A 23,084-nucleotide genomic window follows, 5' to 3' on the forward strand; every position below is an offset into this window, starting at 1 on the left:
ATACAATTGACTTAAAATGAACAACAAAGTATCATATTGAATTATTTTTAAACTATTTTGGATTATATCTCATGATCAATTCAAAACTAATAGGCGGAATATTACTTATAGTAGGAACATCTATAGGTGGTGGTATGCTTGCCCTTCCCGTCTCCACGGCAGAAGTAGGCTTTACCAATTCCATTTTCTTCCTGTTTTTTTGTTGGCTGGTCATGACTGCCGGCGCTTTATTAATCTTGGAGGTTAACCTACGTCTTCCAGCAGGAAGCAACATGATTTCCATGGCTAAATCCACGTTAGGCTTGCCTGGTCAAATTATTGCCTGGATCACGTACCTGTTTTTGCTTTATACCCTGCTATCCGCTTATATTTCTGGGGGAAGTGATGTATTCAATAGCTTATTACATAAATTGAATATTGATATACCCAACAGTGCTACCGCAATTCTGTTTACCTTTTTATTTGGTTTGATCGTTTATAAAGGCATACGCTCCGTAGATTATGTCAATCGCGGTTTAATGTTTGGTAAATTAGGCATTTATATTTTGTTAGTCGCTATTATTAGCCCGCATACCTCTACTTTAGGCTTAACTGATGGTTCAGCACGTGCATTTACTGGCACATTAATGATCTTGATTACTTCATTTGGCTATGCATCGATAATACCGAGCCTCCGTGACTATTTTGAAGATGATATACGTACCCTAAAACGCGTCATCTTACTGGGTTCACTTATTCCTCTTGTTTGCTATATTGTTTGGGATGCAGTCATTATGGGTGTTGTCTCTCGGGAAGGAGAGAATGGTTTACTCGCACTTATGAATTCAGAACACGCCACGAGTGGGCTGACTGAGGCTTTAAGTCAATCAGTACAAAATCAATGGATTAGTGGATTCTTTGGCTTTTTTACTTCTATATGCATGCTTACAGCATTTTTAGGAGTTTCTTTGGGTCTATTTGACTTTCTGGCAGATGGGTTAAAACTGGAGAAATCCGGTAACCAGGGGAAATATACCTTAGCTTTAACTTTTCTTCCGCCGCTAGCAGTAGTCTTATTAAATCCTGGAATTTATTTGCATGCTTTAAGCTATGCCGGCATTTGCTGTGTTATTTTATTGTTACTTCTGCCTTCCATTATGGCTTGGAAAGGACGTAAAGCTCACTTAGTTACCACAGAAAGCCACTTAGTACCGGGAGGTAATTCCAGTCTTGCTTTAATTGGTTTTATAGCCACAGGTTTACTTATTATCGCCATCATGCACTAATACGCTCAACATAGGAGCATAACCTAGTGTCTGCTCTTCTACTTAAACTCATTGAATAGATAAAGAATCAATGCTGAAATGACAAAATCTGAGGTTTTCCAGAATATCTTCAGGTTTTCAGTCCTATAGTAAATACACACATAGTCTATAATTAAACATAATTAAATGTTATTTAAGATAAATACAAGGAGGTAATTATGTTAGGTTGGGCATTAACATTTTTCATTATTGCAATTATTGCAGCCGCATTTGGATTTGGTGGCATAGCATCAGCTGCAGCAGGAATTGCGAAAATTTTATTCTTTATATTTCTTGTTATCTTTGTCGTATTCCTGATAATGGGGTTACTGGGTCGACGTCCGCCACCTCCTCCAGTATAAAAAATAAGTAATACAATCAAATCATATTGTAACAGTGAAGCAGAACCAACGGGAGCTTAAAGTTCCGGGTTCTGTTTCGCGCCCAAGGCTACAGGACTTCTACAATTTCATCAAATTAATTGAACAGTTTAATTTGAACTTCTTGAGATGAACTCTTCCAGGCTCTTTTCATGATTTCAGTATTAAAAGAAATGCCGAAATCGCCATTTTTATTAAGAGCAATAACACCCACTTCTCCGTTTAATCTTTGATTACGCTCATGGATTACATAATCGCATGCTTTTTGCAGTGGCATATCAAATTCCATCATCATGGAAATAGTATGTCCCACTACCCCTCTAATTAAATATTCACCTTCTCCAGTTCCAGAGACCGCACAGGTATTATTATTGGCATAACATCCAGCACCAATAACACAGCTGTCTCCAATTCTGCCTGGAAGACAATTGCTAATTCCACCTGTTGATGTTGCCGCTGCAAGATTTCCTTGTAAATCTAAAGCCACAGCACCTACAGTTCCTTTCATTTTCTTGCGCTGAATTTCTTCCATTCTCTCTATTTTATTCAGCTTTTGATACATCTCATATTGATGCGGAGTTATAAAGTAAGAATCAGGCTCAATTTCCATACTATACTTCTTCGCCAATTCTAAGGCACCATATCCTGAAAGAAAAACATGGCGTGTTTCCTCCATCACCAACCGGGCAAGACGAATGGGATTTTTTACTGTACGCACCATAGATACGGCGCCAGCTTGCAGATCTGTGCCGCTCATAATGGAAGCATCCATCTCAACTTCCCCGCGACAATTTAACGCTGAACCTTTTCCCGCATTAAATAAAGGATTATCCTCAAGAACCGCCACTGCCTGCTCTACTGCATCCAAAGCGGAACCGCCTTTATCAAGAACTGAATAACCTATTTCAACAGCTTGGGCCATACCATGTTCAAATTCCTTTTGATGATCGTGCAAAAAAGAATAATTCTCACTAGCACCACCATGTACCGCGATTGCAATTTTATTCATTACCGTATCCATTATTTAAATTATTTACTTAGAGGGATCGCCGGATTCGCCAGAGTACGATCTGCAATTGAAAATTGACATCCCTTTACCAAAAGGTGAACTATCAAATTTTCAACAAATACAGGCTCTCCTTCTTCAACATCTGTGATGTTTGTTTGATTAATATTTCTACCATCAATAATGACAACCATACCCGACCCATAACATTCTGCATCCGTTCCATTTCGAATAACCAGAGCAGTATCTTCCCCTAAACCAATACCCAATTGTTCTGGGTTCATGATAATGGCATGTGCCAAACGGCTAAATCGTCCTCTTTTTATGAAATGAGTATCAATAACACAAGATTGTAAAATCCCTAATCCTGAAGAAGTTAATAAATTGAGGTACCTTAAAGCTTCTGATAAACCGCCCCCAGTGATCATAACTGTGCCCATAACCATAGCTCCAGCACTAGTTCCGGCAATAATGAAATCACTGTCTTTCAGATATCGTTCTTTAATAATGTCAACTATAGGAGTGCCACCTAATATTGTAGATAGACGAAACTGATCGCCTCCTGTAAAGAAAATGGCTCCCGCATCCTCTGCTCTTCTTAAATACTCTTCATGGCGTGCTTCACTTCTATTTTTTATAGGAATAAACCCTATGTTGGTATAACCCATATTATGAAAAACATTTTGATAAATTTGTTTTACTTCATCCTGAATTTCCGAACCAGTTGTAATAATTTCTATTTTTTTATTTGAGGGGGGCAATAATTCATTTAGAATTTCATAACGAGTAAATTCTTTATTTTGCTCCGTAATATCCAATGGTTCATTATAACCCTTATCTTCAGCACCACCGATAATTAATAATTTAGCTTTGGGTGTCATTATAAACCTCGTTCGCTATCATCAATTGTTTTTCCATTTTCTTGAGAAAATTAGTTGTTTCAAATACATCTTCAACCGCACAAAAGATAAACGTATTTAGTTCTGCCACTCCCGTCACATATTCAATGGCTTCAATTTCATCTGAAATAATATTTAAAGATGGCTTAAAATTAGAGCGAAGTATTCCTGCAACAATAAGACGATTTATTTCATGATGAGTTCGCCCTCTTCCGTCTTTATCATGGCGAATGACGATTTCATCAAACATGGAAGCGGCATGATAGCCCAGCTTTTCAATGTCCTCATCACGGCGATCACCGACCGCCCCTATAATCCCAATTTTTTTAGTACAATGAATTGAAGCAAGATAATTTTTTAACTCACGAAATGCCCCTTCGTTATGAGCATAATCGACCATGACCTGGCAATGAGGGAATTTAAAAAGGTTCATTCTGCCTGGAAGATTCTCGACAGTGGGATAAAAAATTTGCAGTGCTTCTTTTATTTTTTCTAAAGAGAAATGACTGATGACTCCTGCTAATGTTGCAGCTAATATATTCAGAATCATGCCGCTTGCGGTGCCTTGAAAACTAAGCGGGATTGATTTTACATCAGCCAGAACAGTTCGCTCGGAACTGCGTTGCACGATAATATGTCCTTGATCAAGATAAGCAGCTAACCCGCCTAAACTGCAGTGCTTCCTGATACGGGGGCTTTCAAACATACTAAATAAAGCAATATTACACGTTAAATCATTTCTTAAATCATAGGTCAAATTATCATCAGCATTTAAAATAGCATATCCTGTTTCTTTAGTGCTACGCGCAACAACCGCTTTGACCTGGACCAACTCATCAAGAGTATAAATCTCATTTAATCCCAAATGATCCTCAGTAACATTAGTAATCACACTGATATCACATTCATCAAATCCTAAACCTGAACGTAGAATTCCGCCCCGCGCGCATTCTAAGACGGCATAATCCACTTCAGGATCATATAAAACCACTTGTGCACTGGCAGGACCACTGCAATCCCCGTTATAAATCAATTTATTATTTATATAAATACCGTCTGTAGTAGTGTAACCGGTGTGGTGATTTGCAAAACGTGCGAGATGAGCAATCAACCGGACCACTGATGTTTTTCCATTGGTACCTGTAACAGCGACTATTGGAATCCTTGACGTTAAATTAGGTGGATAAAGCATATTCAAAATGGGTTCTGCTACATTGCGAGGCTTACCTTCATTAGGTGATAAATGCATTCTTAATCCTGGTCCGGCATTTACTTCAATAATGGCACCATGATTTTCATTTAAAGGACAACCTATATCATTTGAGATCACATCGATTCCGCAAATATCCAAATTTACGAGTCGCGCTACACGTTCTGCAAGAAAAATGTTAAAAGCGTGAACCGTATCAGTCACATCTTTAGCTGTTCCACCAGAGCTTAAATTTGCAGTTTCTTTTAAATATAAAATATAATTCTCGGGTAAAATACTCTCAAGAGTCAGGTTATTTTGTTTTAAAATAGAGAAAGTGGATTCATCAATCTTGATTTTTGTCAGCATGTTTTCATGGCAATCTCCTCGATTTGGATCTTCATTTGCCTGCTGAATTAATTGATTAATTGTAAGTTTCCCATTTCCTCTAATCTGAGCAGGGGTTCTTTCAGCCACCGCAACCACTTTATAATTTACCACTAAGAATCGATAATCTTTCCCAGTCATGAAGCGTTCAATTATTAATTCATTGGAAATTTTTTTTGCAAGTTCATAGCCAAAAATTGCTTTATCTCGATCTGTAATATTTGTAGTTACCCCTTTTCCATGATTTCCATTGTATGGCTTAATCACTAAAGGGAAGCCCAATAGTTTTATTGCTTCTTGGAGTTCTTCTTTATCCCTAATAACCATCCCTTTGGGAGTCGGAATAAAGTTTGTGCTCAAAATTTGCTTGGTAAGCTCTTTATCAGAAGCAATATCCACGCCAATAGAGCTTGTTTTCGAAGAGACGGATGCCCAAATCTTTTTTTGATTTCGCCCATATCCCAATGTAATTAAAGAAGTGTTTTCATAGTGTTTCCAAGGAATTTTTCTTTTTTTCGCTTCATCGACAAGCGCCTGAGTGCTAGGCCCTAACCCCTGTTTTTTAAAAATTTCCCTTAAGTGATTAAGGGCCTCACCAAGAGGATATTTTTTACCTTCTGCAATGGAGTTTATAAAATTGACTGCAACTTCTCCTGCATACAAACCTGCTTCTTCAATTTGGTATGCAAATATGACTTGATAAACACCATAATCTTTAGTCCCATAAGTCCTGCCAAAACCACACTCCATCCCTGCAAGACATTGCAACTCCAAAGCAACGTGTTCTATCACATGCCCCAACCAAGTACCTTCTTCTACCCGCTTTAAAAATCCACCTTCAACTCCTAAGGAACAACGATGACTGTGTAAACTTGGAAGACACTCTATCAGTCGTTCTTTAAACCCAACTAAAAGATTCGTGGGAAATTCCTCATACTTTCCTAAATCAAGTTTAATAACAATGAGTTCTTTTCTGTAGTTCGACCAATAATTAGGTCCTTTCAAAACTTGGGTTTTTAAAATGTTCATTCGCATTCCTTGGCATAAAATGAATTACTAAAAACTCTTTTTAGCATAGGAAGAATTTTTAAATTCTTCAAATTAAAAAATAACTGATTTGTGAATCACGGTGAACTAAGGATAATAATTAATTATTTGAAAAAAAATGATTTTTAGGAGATTTCCCTGCATTTCTTATAAAGAAATGCAGGTGAATGGATTATTTTTTAACATCACATGTGATTTGTGTGCAGTCACGGCAATGCTTTGCTGCGAAAGCAAATGACTTAGTTGCAGAACCAGCATGCTCTGACATTTTCTTATCAGCATCTTGGTCAGCTTTTTTGTCACTTGAGCTTGCATTAGTAGTACACACCCAATTTGAACTCATTGAGGTCTTGGGAGTAGCATTCGAACTTGTGTTTGCACTTGTACTAGTACTCCCATTAGTTCCCGTTGTTTCATCATGAGCAAATGAAGTAACAGAGAATAAAACCAGTGTACTAAATAATGCTCCTAATAGAATTTTCATCACTTATCTCCCTGTATAGAAACCGGTTATTTGAGTTTTAAATTCAGGTGCAGAAAAATTGGGCCAATGATTTTTATCAAAGCCAGGTGCATCTTTCAGATGCTGTTTATCCACATTAAGAATAAAACAATCATCTTTGTTGTCGTACAAAAATAAATTCCAAGGTACAGCAAAATATTTATTGCCAAATCCTAGAAAACCACCAAAATCTAAGACAAGATAATTTACTTTTCCAGATTGCTTATCGATAACAACCTCCGCAATTTCACCTAGATTTTCATGAGCTGGATTCATTACTTTAGAACCTGTAAGTTCACCAGATTTAACAATTCCTCTGTTTTCCATATTAAAACTCCTTTTAAATGTGACATTCTTTCTTAAATTTTAATGATGCATTTTCTTTTGAAAATCTTGTACTGCTTTTTTAGCTTGCTCTTCGGTGTACCCATAATGTTTTCTGAGCTTGCCAAAAATTTCTTGTTGATTACCTTCAATTTGTTTTAGGTCATCGTCTGTGAGCTTTCCCCAAAATTGTTTCATTTGGCCTTTTATTTCCATCCATTTTCCTTGAAAAATATTCTCATTCATTTTAATTCTCCTTAATTTTTTTCAGCAAATAAAAAACTAAAATAGTTCTTATTAGCTCCAATAAAGGCTAGTCAACAATTTTTAAAAACGCAAAAAAACTAACCCAGAAATTCAGGATATTTGCAAAATCTTGACGATCAAATTAACGTTCGTCATACGATTTCTAATGGTCTACGATAGATTAATTGGGGTTTACATTATAATTTTCATTACTGTAACAGGGTGTCCTTTAAAACGGTCTGTATCTATAATTTTCCATCCTAAGGATTGGTAATAATTCGGAATTGTTTGATCAAACGCAAAAAGATAAAGCACTTCATATCCCATTTTTTTTGCTTGCTCTTTGGTTACATCAATAAGACGTTTACCAAGTCCTTGCCGTTGATATGCAGATTTTACGGATAAAGAACCTAGCCATGGCATCAAATCAGGACGGATACCATCATTTTCACGTAAACTGCACATGCCTACTGGCTTTTCCTCATCAAATGCAACAAAAGTAATTGGCAACTTGTCGTGGTTTGCATGATCACGAAAACGCTGTTCTACAACATCTAGCGGAACATCAGGTAACCAAATTTTTCCAAGGCCTTCTTGCCAAATAAGAGCAAGCTCAGAGATCGCATCAAGATTATTTTGTAGAAGCTCAATTCTTATCATTTTAATACCTTTCGTTACATTATTAGGACTGTAAACGGAGCCTTCAGGATACATCTTATATTGATTTTTTACCACTCAGAATTATTATCTAATTTTTTGAAGTTGGCGATTTTCCATATCGGTTCAAGGCATAAAGTCCCATATTTTTTGCTATTTCACCCTCGGCAAAAAACACTTTTCCGTTGATTTCTTTCTGTAATAACATAGCCTCTTCTTCATTATGTGTGCGGATAACAATTTCAATTCCTGGATTGAGTTGAATTGCATATTGAATCATCTTTCCTACATGCACCGTATCTGATATTACAATAATAAGCATACTGGCATGAGCAATATGGCTTTGAACAAGCACAGAGGGCTTGGATGCATCGCCATAAACCGCGGGTATACCAGAAACTCGCAAGCGCTCTATTAGTTCTCGATTATCATCAATTACAACATAAGGAACATCTTTTTCAGAAAGCAACCGAGCAACACGCTTTCCCACACGTCCATATCCTATCAGAACAACGTGTCCTGCAAGATATTTTTCTGTCGTGGTTATAGGTAACTCAGTTAAAGGATCCTTTGAACGCTCAAAAATCTCCATTAATTTAGAGCGAGTTTTTGCCCATGTATGAATAGGAGTTATTAGTTTAAATATAAGCGGATTAATGGCTATTGAGATCAATGCGCCAGCTAAAATAAAATTTCGTCCTTCTACAGGAAGGAGGCCCAAGCGTATTCCAAGCTCAGCAAGAATAAAAGAAAACTCACCAATTTGTGCCAAACTTGCTGATACAACTAATGCCGATTGTAATGGATAACGAAAAGCAAGAACCAGAATAAATGCTGCGATTGATTTTCCAATAACAATAATACCTACAACAGTTAATACTTGGAGTGGTTGCTCCACTAAAACAGCAGGATTAAACAACATACCGACTGAAACAAAAAACAATACAGCAAATGCATCGCGCAGTGGTAACAATTCTTCAGCTGCGCGATGGCTAAAGGCAGACTCCCTCATAATCATCCCAGCAAAAAAAGCACCTAAAGCAAAGGAAACCCCGAACAGCTTAGCAGCTACATAGGCAATACTAATTGCTGCAGTAACAACACACAAAGTAAATAATTCGCGTGATCCTGTACGGGCAACATGCCAAAGTAATTTGGGAAAAAATCGCCGCCCCACCAGGAACATCAGAGCAATAAAAGTAGAAACTTTTATGAACGTAAGCCCAAGGACAAGCCATAATGGCTTGTGCATACTGACGGATGGATTATTGCCTAACCATTGGGATAATGGCGGAAGCAATACCAACACAACAACCATAGCCAGATCTTCAACCAGAAGCCAGCCTACTGCAATATGCCCATTAATTGTTCCCAACATGCCTCGTTCTTCAAGTGCTCTCAATAATACAACAGTACTTGCAACGGATAATGAAAGTCCAAAAATCAAGGCATAGCCATAGTTCCAGCCCCACATGATGGCAGTACAACCACCCAATATTGTTGCTACAATCATTTGCACAATCGCCCCCGGAATTGCAATCTTCCGAACATACAGCAAATCAGACAATGAAAAGTGCAATCCTACCCCAAACATGAGGAGCATGACGCCAATTTCTGCAAGTTCCTGAGCGATTTCAACATCTGCCATCAACCCTCCTGGAGTAAATGGCCCCATGGCAACACCAGCTAATAAATAACCTACCAATGCGGGAATTTTAAATCGTACCGCAATAAAGCCCAGGATTAATGCTAAAGCAAATCCCATTGCAACTGTGGTGATCAGAGGAAGCGCGTGATGCATACTAACGTATCCTTTTTAAATCCGTATTCTTTAGAAACTATCGTTCACATGCATATCTATTAATCTATCAGCATGAGAAAAAACATTTTAGCCATTCAACATTACTGATTAAATTGGGAAAAATTAATTCAAACAACCCTATATTTATTCAATATAGTAAATTTACTTGAAACATCAAATACATAATTAAATAGAAGCTGCGTGCAGCGAAAGTAGAACTGAATAATTGACGCTGAAAATCCCAGTTGTCATTTGACCTTATTCCTGCTGCAACACCTCAATACTCATCTATACTAAAAATAGTTTGTGGCATCTAAAGGAATAACAAAATGAACACTCACTCTGGTACTGGTCGCGGTGATTTCCATACTCTTTATCGGGGTCAATCTGTAGATGATCTCATAATAGAGTACATGGAAGAAAATAATATTCCGGGGATGTCTCTGGCGATTGTTCAAGCCCCATATATTACGCGAGTAGTGGGTTATGGATTCGCTGATACAGAAAAAAAACTTTTGGTTTCGACACGCACACTCTTTCATGTAGGTCAATTAACTCATGCATTTACTGCAGTTGCCATAATGCAACTAATAGAAGAAGGGAAACTGAAATTAGATGACTCAATTTCTACTTCTATATCGTCTCTTCCACAAGAATGGCAAGGTGTTACTATTCGACAATTATTAACTCACAGTTCAGGAATACCTGATTATTCAGAATGTGAAGGTTTTTCTTATCACAAAGATTATAAGCCTGAAGAGATTTTTAATTTAATTAAAGATCCAAATTTACTCTTTCCTTCAGGCACCAAAATGCAACCCAGCGCCTCAAATTATTACCTCCTCGGGATTATTATTGAAAATGCCAGCGATATGAGTTATGAATCATATATCACTAAAAATCAAATTGAGCGTGTGGGTTTAAAACGTACATTTTTCATTAAAAACATCTCCTCAATCGATAATGAAGTGCACAACACTAACCGTCCTTTTAAGCACAGCAAATTTTTGCATAATCCATCTTATATCGACCCCTTGGAAGTTGCTGTTGGCTATGCAGCAGATAACCATGCACTCCCTGGAATCACGTGGACAACTACTTTTGCACACGGCGGTGTCATTGCGTCAGCAGAAGATATCAGCATATGGGATATCGGTCTAGCGGGAACTATTTTAATCAAAGAAAGTGAGAATAGAGATTTTCTATATCATTGTATTACTTTAGACAATGAAATGGTCATACCTGGGAATGCGGGTTGGTTATTTCCAGGTCATCCAGGATTAATGGAAATAAAAGGAAATATTCCTGGTTTCTCCGCTTTTTTAAGCCGTTTTACTGCACCAAATGAACTTTTATGTGTCACCCTTTTGGCAAATAAAGAGAATCTGTCTGATTTAGATATCTTAAGCCGTAAAATTGCAGCAGCTTTTGATATGAAACTAGGCGCACCAGAAGGTTCCGGTTCACAGACCCTGCAAAGCCCTTATTCTGTCTCCCAAACAATTCAGCGAATAATAGATATTATTACTCAAAAAGGCGGAAAAATATTTGCTCACATCGATCACAGTGGTGAAGCCCAAAAGGTAAACCAATCACTTCCTCCTACCGAAGTCCTTATTATAGGCAATCCAGCAAAAGGGACACCATTAATGCAAGAAAATGCAGCAATCGCACTTGATTTACCTTTGCGGGTAATGGCTACAGAAGACCAGAGTGGTCAAGTATGGTTAAGTTTCACTGATCCGGTTCAATTAGGTAAAAAATATCACTTACACAATGATGAATTAAAACAAATTGCAGCTGCTTTGCGCATGCTTTGTGAAAAAGCTGTATCCGCACAAAGTATTATTTAAGATAATTCTATTATCATGGGCTAAATGCAACAAAGCAGAACTTTGCTGCATTTAGTCAGGTTTATGCTTTTTCTTCTATTTCATATTTCTGAATTAATGCAGGATTTTCTGGTGATAAAGTAAAACTGACTTTAAGATTTGCTTTTTCTCCTTGGATAATAAAATAACCCCGTAATTGATTTTCTGGAATTACATCACCTACATTGAGGATTTTACCTGCTTTGGTGAACAGAGTTTGAGTTTTCTTTTGCAATGAAGCAACTGGTGAATCTAGAAAAAAATTCATTGCGAACAACCCGCTTGCTTTTACATTCTTCCATTCAGGGAGTAACTTCATTAATGCTTTTTGTCGTTCATGCAAAATTTTTGAAGGGGGTAACGCTCTTGGCCTCAATTGAGCTTCGTTAATCAGTTGATTCACCGCTTGGACATTAATTACCTCCGCAGCAGCATAAGTCACATTAGTTAATAAAACGACGCCTATTCCATATTCAGGCAACATGAGCCAATTACTACCAAAACCAGGAAGGCCGCCACTATGTCCTACCGATATTTTTTCATTACAATCTCTGGACCATCTTAAGCCATAGCCGTAAGCACTAATTGTCGGACACTCTTTGTCATTTACTTTAGCTGTTGAATTCACAGCATAAAATCGCCACGGTTGATGCATTTCACGAATGGAGCTTCTTTTTATTGGACCTGTTTCTGCATCATCGCGCGCAGGCCATGCATATTGATGTAATGCAACATAATGACTGAATGCTTCGATGGAAGTAATCATCCCTCCCATAGAAGCATAACTGCCATCGTGTAATAAGGGCTCTTCTTGCCAATCACCATTTACCCATTGATAACCATGTGCTAATTGATCTGTAGGAACTTGTGTAAATTCCCATGCGGCCTGCTTCATATCTAGAGGCTGCCAAATATTTGCAGCAATATATTCCTGATAGGAAACCCCTGATACTTTTTTAACAATTAATCCCAGAAGTGCAAACCCTAGGTTACTGTATTCAAATGATATTCCAGAAATATTAGATAAAGAAATTCCATGTTTTATTAGGTCGATTAATTCTTCATCCGTCTTACTCAAATTTCTATCACCCCATGGATTGTCTTCAGGGAATCCTGCCGAATGAGTTAATAAATCACGAATTGTAATCTCTGCTGCATCTTGGGTTAATTTCTGATTTTTTAATTCAGGAATATAAAAAAAGGCGGGATCATCCAATCTTAATTTGCCTTCATCGCGAAGTTTTAAAACAGCCATGGCTGTGAAGCTTTTAGTCATCGATGCAATGCGAAACATGGATCGAGTAGTCACAGGAGTTCTTTTGGCAATATCCGTGAAACCACTGCTTCCAGTATGTACTAGACGTCCATCTAAAATAATCCCATACACATAACCAGGAACATGATTTTTTTCAGCGTAGTTTTGGTACATTTCATCAATGGCTGGAAACACTGCCTGAATTTTTGTAAACCTGTGACTCTCAGTAAAAACAGGCGGAAGGTAGGAGAAATTATTTTGACTATTCGCCACCAGAGGAATCATTGCAGCGAGGACAAAAATTTTTTTTACGATGAAGCGGCACATGAAAAGAACCTTATAATCCAATTAAAAAAGCGGAATGAAGTATATAATATTTATTGACTGAAATGGCCATAAAATGAAAAATAGAGTCTGGAACCCCTCTATTTCATATTGGAACTATTTGCATGAAACTTTCAACACTGTTAAGAATGATACGGTTTTGGCCGCCTTTTTGGGGTGCTGGAATCAGCGTAAAAAAATTTCATTCTGATGGTACCTATATTGTGGTCCAAATGAAGATGCGTTTTTGGAATAAAAATTATGTGGGGACGCATTTTGGTGGTTCCATGTACTCAATGACTGATCCATTTTATATGTTAATGCTCATGCATTCATTAGGAAAGGGGTATATTGTTTGGGATAAATCAGCTTCCATTCGTTATAAAATACCCGCTAAAGGCACACTTTACGCACAATTTGAGTTATCCCCAGAACACGTTGAAAAAATTCGCCTTGAAGTCAATGAGGCAAAAAAAATTGACTCAGAATTTATTGTCCCTATAACCGACGAAGAGGGAAAAATCGTTGCTGAAGTAAAAAAGGTTCTTTCTATTATCAAAAAATAAAAACAGCACATCGAAGTGCTTTACAGGCGCACTTACTTAAAGGAAATGCTATGCCAATACAGCCTTTTTCAGAAGAAGAACAGGCTACTATTCTGAATTGCTTCAACAAGACTGTCAGTCCACATGCTCTATTCCTCCGCAATTATAACAAGAGCCTGTAAAACTTTTAGAATTCAGTTCTCCAAGGCCAAATCCGGCTTTTTTCTTTTGTGAAAAGAAAAAAGAAACGACACTTTGTGATGAACTAGCAACCCAAAATAGTTCCGACCAACAAGCCTTAAAATCAAACGTTAGCTTCCAAAGGTAAAAGTATATACTTTCACTCCAGGCTCACTCGCCATAATTTGCAGGTATCCACTGATAAATTTCTTTTCCGAAATCAACTCATAAAGAGAATATTTATCAACTAAAATGCTACTTTCCTGCAGCTTTTTTCCTGATTGTTCATCAGTTAAAACCACTTTAACCTTAATAGGTTTAGCAGTACTATTTCCCATAACAGCATATACTTTGCGTGCATTAAAGTGTATTTTAATCGCCGCATTTGCTTCTTGTGCAACGATATTCTCCGCATTGACTTGCCATAATCCGTCCAAGCCCCAGGCATTAGCAGATAATTTATCAGAAAAATGATAGCGAGTGGTTTTATCTTTTATGAGTTCGGGACTGTAATAGGAATCGGCCTTCGCATATCCCAAGTAAGTTTCTGGTGTTTGTGCAATACTTACTGAACTTTCTTTTAAAGACCTTATAGTGCTTAAGTCCTTAATCCCCAACAAAAAGCGAATATTGTTCTCCATCACCTCATACTCACCTTCACCAAAACGTCTATAGACCACATCACCTTTTTTATTAATTAAATAATGAGCAGGCCAATAATGATTCTTATAGTTTCTCCAGGTCATAAATTGATTATCAAGTGCTACAGGATATAAAATTCCATATCGTTTCACTGCAGCTTTGACATTATCTACATTTTTTTCAAAATCAAATTCAGGCGTATGGATACCAATAATGACGAGTCCTTTATCATGATAGCGCTTATGCCAATCATTAAGATAAGGTAAGGTACGTAAACAATTGATACAAGAATAAGTCCAAAAATCAATTAAGATCACTTTTCCACGTAAATCAATCAAGCGTAAAGGAGGTGAATTAATCCAGGCATCAACACCTTGTATCGGTGGTGCTTGATAAGTAAACCATAAGCCATTAATCAGTGAATTTGATGTTTTAATTCCTGTTTGAGGAACCACTGAAGAGGAGACCACCTCTCCTTCAAAGTAAACCATATAGACTACGCTCGCAATAATTACTCCTCCTAAAAATTTACGAAAAAGAGTGGCGCGTGTTTTAAAAAAGGAGAAGGTATTTATTAACTTTTTTCCGTATAGGGAAATAATAAACATGGGAATTGCAGCGCCCAGAGCAAACGCCATCAAAGTAAAGAAACTGATTAGTGTCGTTTCCTGTAATGCAGTCTGTACGATAATCGCTGCCAAAATTGGCCCAGCACAAGGAGTCCAAATAATTGCAATGATTCCCCCTAAGAAAAGTCCATTCCAAAATCCCCCTTCTGGTTTGTTGACTGAAGAAAAAAAGGTACTTATTCGAGTGAATCCCTGGGTTATTTTACCAAATTGCTCTGTTAAATAATTCGAGATCATGATGGCTCCCAAAAGGAGTAAAATGACATAACCAATCTCCCGAACTAAATTAAAATCGACATCTAAGTAATGTACTAATTGATGGGAAAAGAACACCAATAAGGAAAAAAACAAAGTAAAACCGACAATAATCCCCATCGGTCGTTTTTTGGATCCGGTAAGTGACCCTGCTAGAAAAATAGGTAAGATAGGCAAAATACAAGGAGAAATAATTAGGGCAAACCCTTCAATAAATCCTAAGATAAGATTAATAAAATTCGTTTCCATTTTATTTCCGGAAATCGCAATTTCAATTTCGTTCGATAACTCATGCAATCATTGTTTTTGAGCGAGATGTCAATAACATTGCCCTGTCGTAAAAATAAATAGGCCAGTGAAAATAGGAGCTCCTAACAATGGCTGTATTTTACAAACGCACATGAGCGCCACTTTCTTGTAACCGTTTAGCAACAACCAGCTGAATATTGTCGCGCGCACGTGCAGGAAAATATTGATAGACTGCCAAAAAGTCACTTGCGCTAATCGTCAGAAACTGACAAGCAGTGATGGTACTAATACGCGCCGTTCTGCGAATATTGCGTAAAATAGCGATTTCCCCGAACACATCACCAGCCCCCAAAGTATTAATGCGTTTCCAACCCATTGACTGTGTTTTTATAGAAACTTGCACCGAACCTCGAATAATAATATAAAGCTTGTCCCCTATTTCACCTTGTTCGATAACGATTTCTTCAGGCCTATAATTTTCAATAACACATTTATCAGCTAGCATTTTCTGTTCAATGTGACCAATGCCTGTAAAAATAGTTGCACGAGAAAGTATGGGTATTAAATCTAATTGAGATTGAGATAAATGATTACTGGGTTCCATATCCTTTCTCCCTATTCAAAAAAAAGAATTACCTTATAAATGAAATGCCTTATAATTAGAGTATAGTTGTTTTTTCTAAAATTTTTTAAGATCAGGGTAATCGCGGAGTTGATCACAGAATAATTGACCTAAAAATAATAAGACACTGAGCAAATCAGCTACCCCCCCTGGACTAACCCCTGCTTCAGAAAAAAGTTGATGCAGCTTCAATGCCTTCTTTTGACGAGTTTGTAAACATCGAACTGCCAATAACTCTGCTATTTTGTGTTTTGCATCATCCAGCGCTAACTTACCTTTCCTATAAAGAATGTTCGTATCATCCATATGCAGTAAAAGCTCTGAGTACGCAAACAAACAGACGGTATCCAGGGATTGGGTCTCAATGAAAAGTGAAATAAAATCAGGAAGTAATTGAAAAATTAAATCATACCCATGAATTGCCATTTGCTTGGCATCAACAACCTTATATCTTTGACGCACTATAGCCCCATGACTTTCTGGATCCCCATGATGGTTCACCAAATACCTTGGCCAGTCTTTCAATATTTGCCGGTGAACATCCTCAGGAGTGAATTGTTTTTTTTCCTGGGCCAGCCTTATTACAGAAACGCAAACGATACCCAAAGCAAAAATAGCACCACGATGAGTATTTACTCCCTGAGTTTTTCCCAGCATGCGCTGTTCTGCCTCAATAGCCACTTGTTTTAACGCCTCAAAAGAATCATTTACTAATCCTTTTTTTGTGATTTGATAAAAATAATGGCGTAAGGTAAATAAGCTACGATAAAATGTTTCACCGTTCATATCATGATGTGCCCCTGTATCCTTAAAGCTGACCAAGCCTGGTTTAGGGTACGCTTTGACTTCAAAATAAAGGGCTCTAACTGCTATTCTGGCGAGCGTTCGTTCACAGCAATGGATAGTGTTCATAAAGTTCTGCTCTTGATAATAACGTAACCTTGTCCCTACTCTTACACAACAGTTTTTTTGCAGATAAATGAAGCAACTCTTTAATAGGAATATCACCAAGACAAGGAAAACGAACCTCGCCATCAATAATTCGATTTAATTTTTTTGTTAACGCAGCAATAGATTCACTTAAATCAACTAAAGAATAGTTTTGGTACGAGATAAGTAAATCAAGATCTGAAGCGTGATCAACAAAAGAATATCCTGATACATAATGAAACAAAAATGATCCATAAACAGCAATATCAGAAATTGGCAACAGCTTAATAAAGGTATCTAACTTTTTTATCCCGTAATAAGAAGAAAAAAAATCCTGCATCTCCAGGAGTTGAGGAAGCGGCTTTTGTTTTTGCACAAATGATGGGGCAACCTGTAAACCAACGCGGTGCTTATTCCCGGCATGCAAAAGAGTTAATCCCAGATTAATTGTTTCCTGGTGCATTAATTGTTTGGCATAAATACAAGGCAAGCCTTTTTCAAGCCAGAGGGATACTTGTTCTTCAATCATTTTCTTATTTTCATGAATCGAAGCAACAGCAAAATCTGCATCCGGTTGAAGATAAATTAAATGATGCCTTTGTAAACTCATAAATGATTGGCTACTTTATTGATAATTGAGTAGGCAAGCTTTCTACCTCCTCGCTTGCTCCCCAAGAGTGCCCGATCATCTGTAGTATTTTTCTTTTGAATCGCCCAATTGATTTTTTCAGCAAGTTCAGATGAATTGACAATCTCATGCAAGCCACCAAGTTCATAAAAATTTTGTACCCCAGGGGCAAAAACTGGAAATGTCTTACTGAGATCCTGAAGCGTGCTTAATTCTATTTTGGTTACTTTGGCAATCCCTTCTAACCACATCACAGCTAATGCTGCATCAGGTAAAGCTAAAATTGTATCTGCCATCAAACCATAGGCAATAAAAGCCCCACCTAATGCTTGGTTATAAACAAGCGATATTAAGATATTTCCCTGTTGGCGCAGGCATTCCAAACATTCAAGTAAATGACCAAAATATTGTTGCATGCCCAACCATTCATCACGCATTGTTAATTCTTGTCCAGCAACATCGACTAAAAGCAGAACTGGCTCTTTTGATCGACTCTCAAGAATGTCGATGACGTGCTGAGCCATAATCAACGCTTGTTCTACGCCTAGGAATGTTGACTCTTTTACCCCAAGAATATGAATCAATTGATTATTCAGCATTGCTTGTCCATAAACAACCGATTGATTCTCTGCCAACTCCACTTCCTGAGAAAAGATTTGTTGGAGAAGATCCTTTAATGCAACCATTTTCTTATTCCTTCTGCATGAGTCGTACGTATCCCTTGATTTCGTTTTTTTGTCGTTCCCGCAAGCGGGAACGACAACAATCCTAAACCTTGCCTCGTAGCCTGGGTGCAGCGAAGCGGAACCCGGGAATCCAAAATCCGGTTAAACCCGGGTTCCGCTTCACTGCACCCGGGCTACGATTTTTACGATTTCTTTTTTATATGTTTTGCTGCATCCAAAAATTCTCGCTCGTCCATATCAAAAAGAGTTGCAGCATATTTTGGAGCAACTTGCTTGAGATAGGTACCCTCTTCTTGGAACCCCTGGGTTTCCTGCAAACGCTTTTTTAACAATGCATGCTTTTGCTTTATGGAGTTAAGATCCAAAGAAACGCCCTTATCAAGCGCAACAATCAGTTTAGCGCGTAACGTACCGACATCCGAACCCGCATAGCTTTGAGCAATATTCTGTAAATAGCGAGTTTTTCCTCCATATACACGCCACACTAGAGCTCTATCTTGTGAATTAAATGCTTTAACACCAGCGACTGCCTGAATCACCTCCGGACCGGATACTCCAATACGCCCTACTTCATTAATCACCAGATAATCCAAACACGCAGAAATAATCCCCATACCACCAAAAGCGCCATTTTTCCCACAAATAACACCTACTGTAGTTACTCCATGGCGCCTTGCTTCAAAAACAGCACGAATCGTTTCTGAAATGGATATTTCTCCTGCATTGGCTTCATGTAAACGCACCCCTCCACTGTCAATGAGAAGAATTACCGCCTTAGCTTGGGTGGCAATCGCGGCTTTAAATAAGCCGGTAAGTTTCGCCCCATGAATTTCACCCACTGCCCCTCCCATAAAATCTTTTTGCTGGGCCGCAACAAGTACTTTGCTCTTTTGTAACAGGGCTGAGCCAATAACGATGCCATCATCTGCTTCACCTGGCAAATTTAAAGCAGCTAAATAGGGGCTATAAAGCTTTTCATCAGCAAGCCACTCAGTGAACGAATCTTTATCAAAAAGAACCTGGATTCGTTCACGTGCATCAAGCTCTTCATAATGATTCCCTATTTTGTGGTTCCCTTGAAATTCCTCTAATGCCTGGCTTAAACGCAATAAAACGACTGCGGGTATTGCTCCATTATCATTGAGGGTAAATTGCAAACCAACAGGTTGGTGTTGATTTACAAAATCGCCAACAACCATCTTCCAAACTGGCTTATAATGATCAATTGCAGTCTGAATCGTAAAAATTGTCTCAGAAGTGGGGTTTTCTTCAATAATGACTTCCAGATTACCTGAGCCGACAACGCCACAAACGGTTTTTTTGCCTTGTAAACGTTCACCAGGAAGTGTAAAACGAAATTCCATTTTTTCCATATTCTTTACCTACCAATTTCTAAATTTTACAGGCGGTTCATATAAGCCCTTTGAACGATCAACAAGGTCACGAATTGACTTAGCTGCCAATAAATCTCGAGTTGCATCAGAGACCTTGATTCCTAAATCTTCAGGGCGTTTAATGACACCTCGGTGACGCAATTCCTCAACCTTTTTCCTATCGCGCTTTATTCCAACTTCGGTATATCCTGCAATACCTCGAATAGCCTGTTCACGCTCCTCAAGAGTGCGGCACATCAGAAGATTGGCAATGCCTTCTTCCGTAACAACATGACTTATATCCTCTCCATAAATCATCACCGCAGGCAAATCAGCATTCATCGATTTTTGCAAAGCCCAGGCATCCAGTTTTTCAACAAATGTGGGTTGTGCTGAACTTTGGAACGTTTCTACCATTTGAATCACTAATTTTCTTCCGCGCGGCATTTTTAATCCCAATGCCTCACTTCGTTCTTGGCCTGCTTTCAACCAGGCATAAGAAGAGTGGCGCCGGCCAGGGGCATCACACCCCATGTTAGGGGCACCGCCAAAACCCGCGATACGTCCCTCAACAGCTGTAGAACTATTTCCCTCAAGATCCATCTGCAATGTTGCGCCGATAAAAACATCGCAAGCATAATGCCCTGCTAATTGACCTAACATACGATTCGAACGCAAACATCCTTCTTTACCTGTAAAAAAAACATCGGGTCGGGAAGCTGCATAACGATTCATTCCTACCTCGCCGCCAAACGGATAAATGGTTTTTACAAATCCTGCTTCAATCGCAGGTATTAAGGTAGGTACAGGATTAACAATCCAGTGTTGGCATATTTTTCCTTTTAGACCTAATGATTCAGCATAGGTAGGCAACAGCAATTCAATAGCACATGTATTAAACCCTACACCATGATTTAAGATATTCACTTGATAAGGTGCGTATATTCCTTTAATCACCATCATGGCCATTAATATTTTTACTTCATCAATATGAGCAGGATCACGGGTAAAAAGTGGCTCGATATAAGATGCTTCCGAACCTTGAACAATGATATCAACCCAATCTGCTGGAATATCAATTCGCGGTAAGCGATCCACTACCTCATTGACTTGTACAACAACCACACCATCTTTAAAATTGGTCGCTTCGATAATAGCGGGAGTATCTTCTGTATTTGCTCCGGTAAATAAATTTCCCTCCCTGTCTGCTTTATCTGCCATCAACAAACAAACATTTGGGGTCAAATCGGCGACCAAGCGTCCAAAAAGTTCATTATAAGTATGAATATTACCTATCTCGATCTTTTTATTTTTTACCATATCAGCAAGACGAGTCGATTGTGGGCCTGAATAGGCAAAATCAATTCGGCTTGCAATCCCTTTTTCAAACACATCAAGATGTTCTGGTAACGCAATAGCGGATTGAATCATATGTAAGTGATTTATTTTAGCAGGATTTAATTGAGTCATAGCGGCAGCTAAAAAATTGGCCTGCTTTTGATTATCTCCTTCAATACATACTCGATCACCCGAGTGAATGAGATGTGAAAGTACTGTTATTATGTCATTTGCCTCAACAAATTTATCGTTCCTAAGATAAGGTTTAATCTTGGACAGACGTTTTAAATATTTTTTTTTATTCTGATCCCACATTATTGCTTCCTGCCTTATAATTTTTCGATTTTACTTTATACCATTTTTTTGCATGAAACAAAGAAAGGATACACTGGATAACCCCAAGATATAGCTTTTATCTCGTCTTTAGTGGAGTTTAAGTCTGGGCTTTACTCTGCGACTTAACAAATTCGATAAAGTGAGCAAACAAACCCGCCACCAACCATATAAAGAAATTTGATGTTGTTTGTATAAAGATAAATAAAATAAACGCGCTAGTTTTCCTTCGATCATTAAATTCTTAGTAATTTTACCCATCAAGTTACCCACTACATGATGACTTAATGTAACCAAGGAGCCATGGTCGCGATAATGATAAAGAGGTAAAGGTTTACCTTCTAAATAGTTATTCAAATTTTTATACAGAAAACGGGCTTGCTGATGTGCCGCCTGCGCGCGCGGCGGCACAGTTTTGTCTGAATTGGTTTGTGGGCAGCTCGCACAATCACCTAAGGCAAAAATCGAATCATCCAGGGTTGTTTGTAATGTTTGCTTGACTAGTAACTGGTTGATTTGATTAACCTCCAAACCATCCAAATGACGCAAAAAATCTGGGGCCTTAATACCAGCAGTCCAAACAATAAGATCTGCAGGAATAAATTGTGTTGATTTAGTATGTAAGCCTTTTTCTGTCACTTCATTCACTTGTTCGTTAACACAAATTGTTACACCCATACGTGTTAATTCAGTAAACACTTTTTCGGAAAGCTCTTTTGGAAGTGCAGTCAACAACCTGCTTGCAGCCTCGATTAGAGTAAAAGAAATAATTTCGGATTGAATGCCAATTCCATAATTTATAATTTCGTGGATTGCATGATTCAATTCTGCGATTAATTCAATCCCAGTAGCACCACCACCTACGATGACCACATTAAATTGGCTTTGTTGGGGTTGCTGGGAAAGTCGCATGAAATGATTTAATAATTCGCGATGAAAATAGACTGCTTGGTGAATGTTATCTAAAAATAAACAATGTTCACGCACTCCTGGGATACTAAAATCATTAGCAACACTGCCCACGGCAATAATTAAAATATCAAATGAAAGGGCTCTCTTTGGGAGAACCTCTTGTTCGTGACTGTAAAATGGAGATAAATAGATTTCTTTTTTACTCCGGTCTAAACCTTCAAGTGCCCCTAAAACAAAGTGAAAATGATGCGTGGCAGCATAGGCAAGGTAGTCAATTTCATTTTCATTTGTAAAGAAACTCCCTGCTGCAACCTCATGTAACAGCGGTTTCCAAATATGGGTAGACGTACAATCAACCAGAGTGATGGCAGCTTTGCCTCTTTTTCCATATTTATTGCCAAGCAATGCAGCCAACTCCATTCCTCCTGAACCACCGCCTACAATGACGATGTTTGGTATTTTATATGGCATAAAAACTCTTCTTTGGAATAAATCATTATTACTATAAATATACCAACGATTTGTTATTTTTAATGCATTATTCCATTAAATGAAACAATAATTATCGTTATCACAAATCAAGTTCTGTTA

The 23,084-nt window shown here is 38.0% G+C and carries 21 protein-coding genes; 4 read left to right on the top strand and 17 right to left on the bottom strand.

The annotated features are described in order from the left end of the window. Window positions 1-71 precede the first annotated feature (71 nt). Both DY223_RS12385 and DY223_RS12390 read left to right on the top strand, forming a co-directional pair. Window positions 72-1,265, top strand: a complete 1,194-nt coding sequence (locus tag DY223_RS12385) for an amino acid permease (protein WP_058460114.1) — start codon at window positions 72-74, stop codon at window positions 1,263-1,265. A 197-nt stretch (window positions 1,266-1,462) separates the two neighbouring features. Continuing rightward, the gene (locus DY223_RS12390; RefSeq protein ID WP_058460113.1) at window positions 1,463-1,645 is read left to right on the top strand and encodes a DUF1328 family protein; all 183 of its coding nucleotides are present in this window, start codon (window positions 1,463-1,465) and stop codon (window positions 1,643-1,645) included. A gap of 115 nt (window positions 1,646-1,760) precedes the next feature. On the opposite strand, the gene DY223_RS12395 is transcribed toward DY223_RS12390, so the two are convergent. The 8 genes from DY223_RS12395 to DY223_RS12430 all read right to left on the bottom strand — a co-directional run bounded on the left by DY223_RS12395 (window position 1,761) and on the right by DY223_RS12430 (window position 9,721). Further along, the gene (locus DY223_RS12395; protein WP_058460112.1) at window positions 1,761-2,672 is read right to left on the bottom strand and encodes an isoaspartyl peptidase/L-asparaginase family protein; all 912 of its coding nucleotides are present in this window, start codon (window positions 2,670-2,672) and stop codon (window positions 1,761-1,763) included. Window positions 2,673-2,692: 20 nt separating this feature from the next. Then, window positions 2,693-3,550, bottom strand: coding sequence for a cyanophycinase (locus DY223_RS12400; protein WP_058460111.1), 858 nt, complete (start codon window positions 3,548-3,550; stop codon window positions 2,693-2,695). Beyond that, window positions 3,534-6,173, bottom strand: a complete 2,640-nt coding sequence (gene cphA / locus DY223_RS12405; RefSeq protein WP_058460110.1) for a cyanophycin synthetase — start codon at window positions 6,171-6,173, stop codon at window positions 3,534-3,536. The genes DY223_RS12400 and cphA overlap by 17 nt, the downstream gene beginning before the upstream one ends. A gap of 190 nt (window positions 6,174-6,363) precedes the next feature. Then, window positions 6,364-6,675: a hypothetical protein gene (locus DY223_RS12410; RefSeq protein ID WP_058460109.1), complete on the bottom strand. Its 312-nt coding sequence runs from the start codon at window positions 6,673-6,675 to the stop codon at window positions 6,364-6,366. 3 nt (window positions 6,676-6,678) lie between these two features. Beyond that, the gene (locus DY223_RS12415; protein WP_058460108.1) at window positions 6,679-7,020 is read right to left on the bottom strand and encodes a PRC-barrel domain-containing protein; all 342 of its coding nucleotides are present in this window, start codon (window positions 7,018-7,020) and stop codon (window positions 6,679-6,681) included. 39 nt (window positions 7,021-7,059) lie between these two features. After that, window positions 7,060-7,263 (bottom strand): CsbD family protein, encoded by a 204-nt coding sequence (locus tag DY223_RS12420; protein ID WP_058460107.1) that lies wholly within the window; start codon window positions 7,261-7,263, stop codon window positions 7,060-7,062. A 192-nt stretch (window positions 7,264-7,455) separates the two neighbouring features. Next, window positions 7,456-7,923, bottom strand: coding sequence for a GNAT family N-acetyltransferase (locus DY223_RS12425; protein ID WP_058460552.1), 468 nt, complete (start codon window positions 7,921-7,923; stop codon window positions 7,456-7,458). 88 nt (window positions 7,924-8,011) lie between these two features. After that, a complete protein-coding gene (locus tag DY223_RS12430; RefSeq protein ID WP_058460106.1) occupies window positions 8,012-9,721 on the bottom strand; it encodes a cation:proton antiporter domain-containing protein in 1,710 nt (569 codons plus the stop codon). Window positions 9,722-10,050: 329 nt separating this feature from the next. Here DY223_RS12430 and DY223_RS12435 point away from each other — a divergent pair, with 329 nt between their 5' ends. Further along, window positions 10,051-11,574 (top strand): serine hydrolase, encoded by a 1,524-nt coding sequence (locus DY223_RS12435; RefSeq protein WP_058460105.1) that lies wholly within the window; start codon window positions 10,051-10,053, stop codon window positions 11,572-11,574. 61 nt (window positions 11,575-11,635) lie between these two features. Here the strand turns inward: DY223_RS12435 and DY223_RS12440 are convergent, their stop codons facing one another. After that, on the bottom strand, window positions 11,636-13,174 hold the full coding sequence (locus tag DY223_RS12440) for a serine hydrolase domain-containing protein (RefSeq protein WP_058460104.1): 1,539 nt from the start codon (window positions 13,172-13,174) through the stop codon (window positions 11,636-11,638). Between the two features lie 122 nt (window positions 13,175-13,296). On the opposite strand from DY223_RS12440, the gene DY223_RS12445 reads away from it, so the two are divergent. Next, on the top strand, window positions 13,297-13,737 hold the full coding sequence (locus DY223_RS12445; protein WP_058460103.1) for a DUF4442 domain-containing protein: 441 nt from the start codon (window positions 13,297-13,299) through the stop codon (window positions 13,735-13,737). Window positions 13,738-14,027: 290 nt separating this feature from the next. Here the strand turns inward: DY223_RS12445 and DY223_RS12450 are convergent, their stop codons facing one another. The 8 genes from DY223_RS12450 to DY223_RS12485 all read right to left on the bottom strand — a co-directional run bounded on the left by DY223_RS12450 (window position 14,028) and on the right by DY223_RS12485 (window position 22,964). After that, entirely contained in the window at window positions 14,028-15,671 is a 1,644-nt protein-coding gene (locus DY223_RS12450; protein ID WP_058460102.1) for a cytochrome c biogenesis protein DipZ, read from the bottom strand. Between the two features lie 139 nt (window positions 15,672-15,810). Continuing rightward, window positions 15,811-16,275 (bottom strand): cyclic nucleotide-binding domain-containing protein, encoded by a 465-nt coding sequence (locus tag DY223_RS12455; RefSeq protein ID WP_058460101.1) that lies wholly within the window; start codon window positions 16,273-16,275, stop codon window positions 15,811-15,813. Between the two features lie 75 nt (window positions 16,276-16,350). Beyond that, window positions 16,351-17,205, bottom strand: a complete 855-nt coding sequence (locus tag DY223_RS12460) for a triphosphoribosyl-dephospho-CoA synthase (protein ID WP_058460100.1) — start codon at window positions 17,203-17,205, stop codon at window positions 16,351-16,353. Further along, window positions 17,183-17,833 carry a phosphoribosyl-dephospho-CoA transferase MdcG domain-containing protein gene (locus DY223_RS12465; RefSeq protein WP_058460099.1) on the bottom strand — a complete coding sequence of 217 codons (651 nt, stop codon included), beginning with the start codon at window positions 17,831-17,833 and terminating at the stop codon, window positions 17,183-17,185. Before DY223_RS12465 ends, DY223_RS12460 begins: the two co-directional genes overlap by 23 nt. Then, on the bottom strand, window positions 17,830-18,537 hold the full coding sequence (locus DY223_RS12470; RefSeq protein ID WP_058460098.1) for a biotin-independent malonate decarboxylase subunit gamma: 708 nt from the start codon (window positions 18,535-18,537) through the stop codon (window positions 17,830-17,832). The genes DY223_RS12465 and DY223_RS12470 overlap by 4 nt, the downstream gene beginning before the upstream one ends. Window positions 18,538-18,719: 182 nt before the next feature. Continuing rightward, window positions 18,720-19,910, bottom strand: coding sequence for a biotin-independent malonate decarboxylase subunit beta (locus DY223_RS12475; RefSeq protein WP_058460097.1), 1,191 nt, complete (start codon window positions 19,908-19,910; stop codon window positions 18,720-18,722). A gap of 9 nt (window positions 19,911-19,919) precedes the next feature. Next, window positions 19,920-21,563 (bottom strand): malonate decarboxylase subunit alpha, encoded by a 1,644-nt coding sequence (mdcA, locus tag DY223_RS12480; RefSeq protein WP_058460096.1) that lies wholly within the window; start codon window positions 21,561-21,563, stop codon window positions 19,920-19,922. Window positions 21,564-21,671: 108 nt separating this feature from the next. Further along, window positions 21,672-22,964, bottom strand: coding sequence for an NAD(P)/FAD-dependent oxidoreductase (locus tag DY223_RS12485; RefSeq protein ID WP_058460095.1), 1,293 nt, complete (start codon window positions 22,962-22,964; stop codon window positions 21,672-21,674). Window positions 22,965-23,084: the final 120 nt, after the last annotated feature.

The sequence above is a fragment of the Legionella bozemanae genome (genome assembly GCF_900450575.1).
Classification (GTDB): Bacteria; Pseudomonadota; Gammaproteobacteria; order Legionellales; family Legionellaceae; genus Legionella; species Legionella bozemanae.

Excerpts from the sequence above, each read along its gene's own strand:
- DY223_RS12385 (WP_058460114.1), top strand. The coding sequence starts at position 72 with ATGATCAATTCAAAACTAATAGGCGGAATATTACTTATAGTAGGAACA.
- DY223_RS12390 (WP_058460113.1), top strand. The coding sequence starts at position 1,463 with ATGTTAGGTTGGGCATTAACATTTTTCATTATTGCAATTATTGCAGCC.
- DY223_RS12395 (WP_058460112.1), bottom strand. The coding sequence starts at position 2,672 with ATGAATAAAATTGCAATCGCGGTACATGGTGGTGCTAGTGAGAATTAT.
- DY223_RS12400 (WP_058460111.1), bottom strand. The coding sequence starts at position 3,550 with ATGACACCCAAAGCTAAATTATTAATTATCGGTGGTGCTGAAGATAAG.
- cphA (WP_058460110.1), bottom strand. The coding sequence starts at position 6,173 with ATGAACATTTTAAAAACCCAAGTTTTGAAAGGACCTAATTATTGGTCG.
- DY223_RS12410 (WP_058460109.1), bottom strand. The coding sequence starts at position 6,675 with ATGAAAATTCTATTAGGAGCATTATTTAGTACACTGGTTTTATTCTCT.
- DY223_RS12415 (WP_058460108.1), bottom strand. The coding sequence starts at position 7,020 with ATGGAAAACAGAGGAATTGTTAAATCTGGTGAACTTACAGGTTCTAAA.
- DY223_RS12420 (WP_058460107.1), bottom strand. The coding sequence starts at position 7,263 with ATGAATGAGAATATTTTTCAAGGAAAATGGATGGAAATAAAAGGCCAA.
- DY223_RS12425 (WP_058460552.1), bottom strand. The coding sequence starts at position 7,923 with ATGATAAGAATTGAGCTTCTACAAAATAATCTTGATGCGATCTCTGAG.
- DY223_RS12430 (WP_058460106.1), bottom strand. The coding sequence starts at position 9,721 with ATGCATCACGCGCTTCCTCTGATCACCACAGTTGCAATGGGATTTGCT.
- DY223_RS12435 (WP_058460105.1), top strand. The coding sequence starts at position 10,051 with ATGAACACTCACTCTGGTACTGGTCGCGGTGATTTCCATACTCTTTAT.
- DY223_RS12440 (WP_058460104.1), bottom strand. The coding sequence starts at position 13,174 with ATGTGCCGCTTCATCGTAAAAAAAATTTTTGTCCTCGCTGCAATGATT.
- DY223_RS12445 (WP_058460103.1), top strand. The coding sequence starts at position 13,297 with ATGAAACTTTCAACACTGTTAAGAATGATACGGTTTTGGCCGCCTTTT.
- DY223_RS12450 (WP_058460102.1), bottom strand. The coding sequence starts at position 15,671 with ATGGAAACGAATTTTATTAATCTTATCTTAGGATTTATTGAAGGGTTT.
- DY223_RS12455 (WP_058460101.1), bottom strand. The coding sequence starts at position 16,275 with ATGGAACCCAGTAATCATTTATCTCAATCTCAATTAGATTTAATACCC.
- DY223_RS12460 (WP_058460100.1), bottom strand. The coding sequence starts at position 17,205 with ATGAACACTATCCATTGCTGTGAACGAACGCTCGCCAGAATAGCAGTT.
- DY223_RS12465 (WP_058460099.1), bottom strand. The coding sequence starts at position 17,833 with ATGAGTTTACAAAGGCATCATTTAATTTATCTTCAACCGGATGCAGAT.
- DY223_RS12470 (WP_058460098.1), bottom strand. The coding sequence starts at position 18,537 with ATGGTTGCATTAAAGGATCTTCTCCAACAAATCTTTTCTCAGGAAGTG.
- DY223_RS12475 (WP_058460097.1), bottom strand. The coding sequence starts at position 19,910 with ATGGAAAAAATGGAATTTCGTTTTACACTTCCTGGTGAACGTTTACAA.
- mdcA (WP_058460096.1), bottom strand. The coding sequence starts at position 21,563 with ATGTGGGATCAGAATAAAAAAAAATATTTAAAACGTCTGTCCAAGATT.
- DY223_RS12485 (WP_058460095.1), bottom strand. The coding sequence starts at position 22,964 with ATGCCATATAAAATACCAAACATCGTCATTGTAGGCGGTGGTTCAGGA.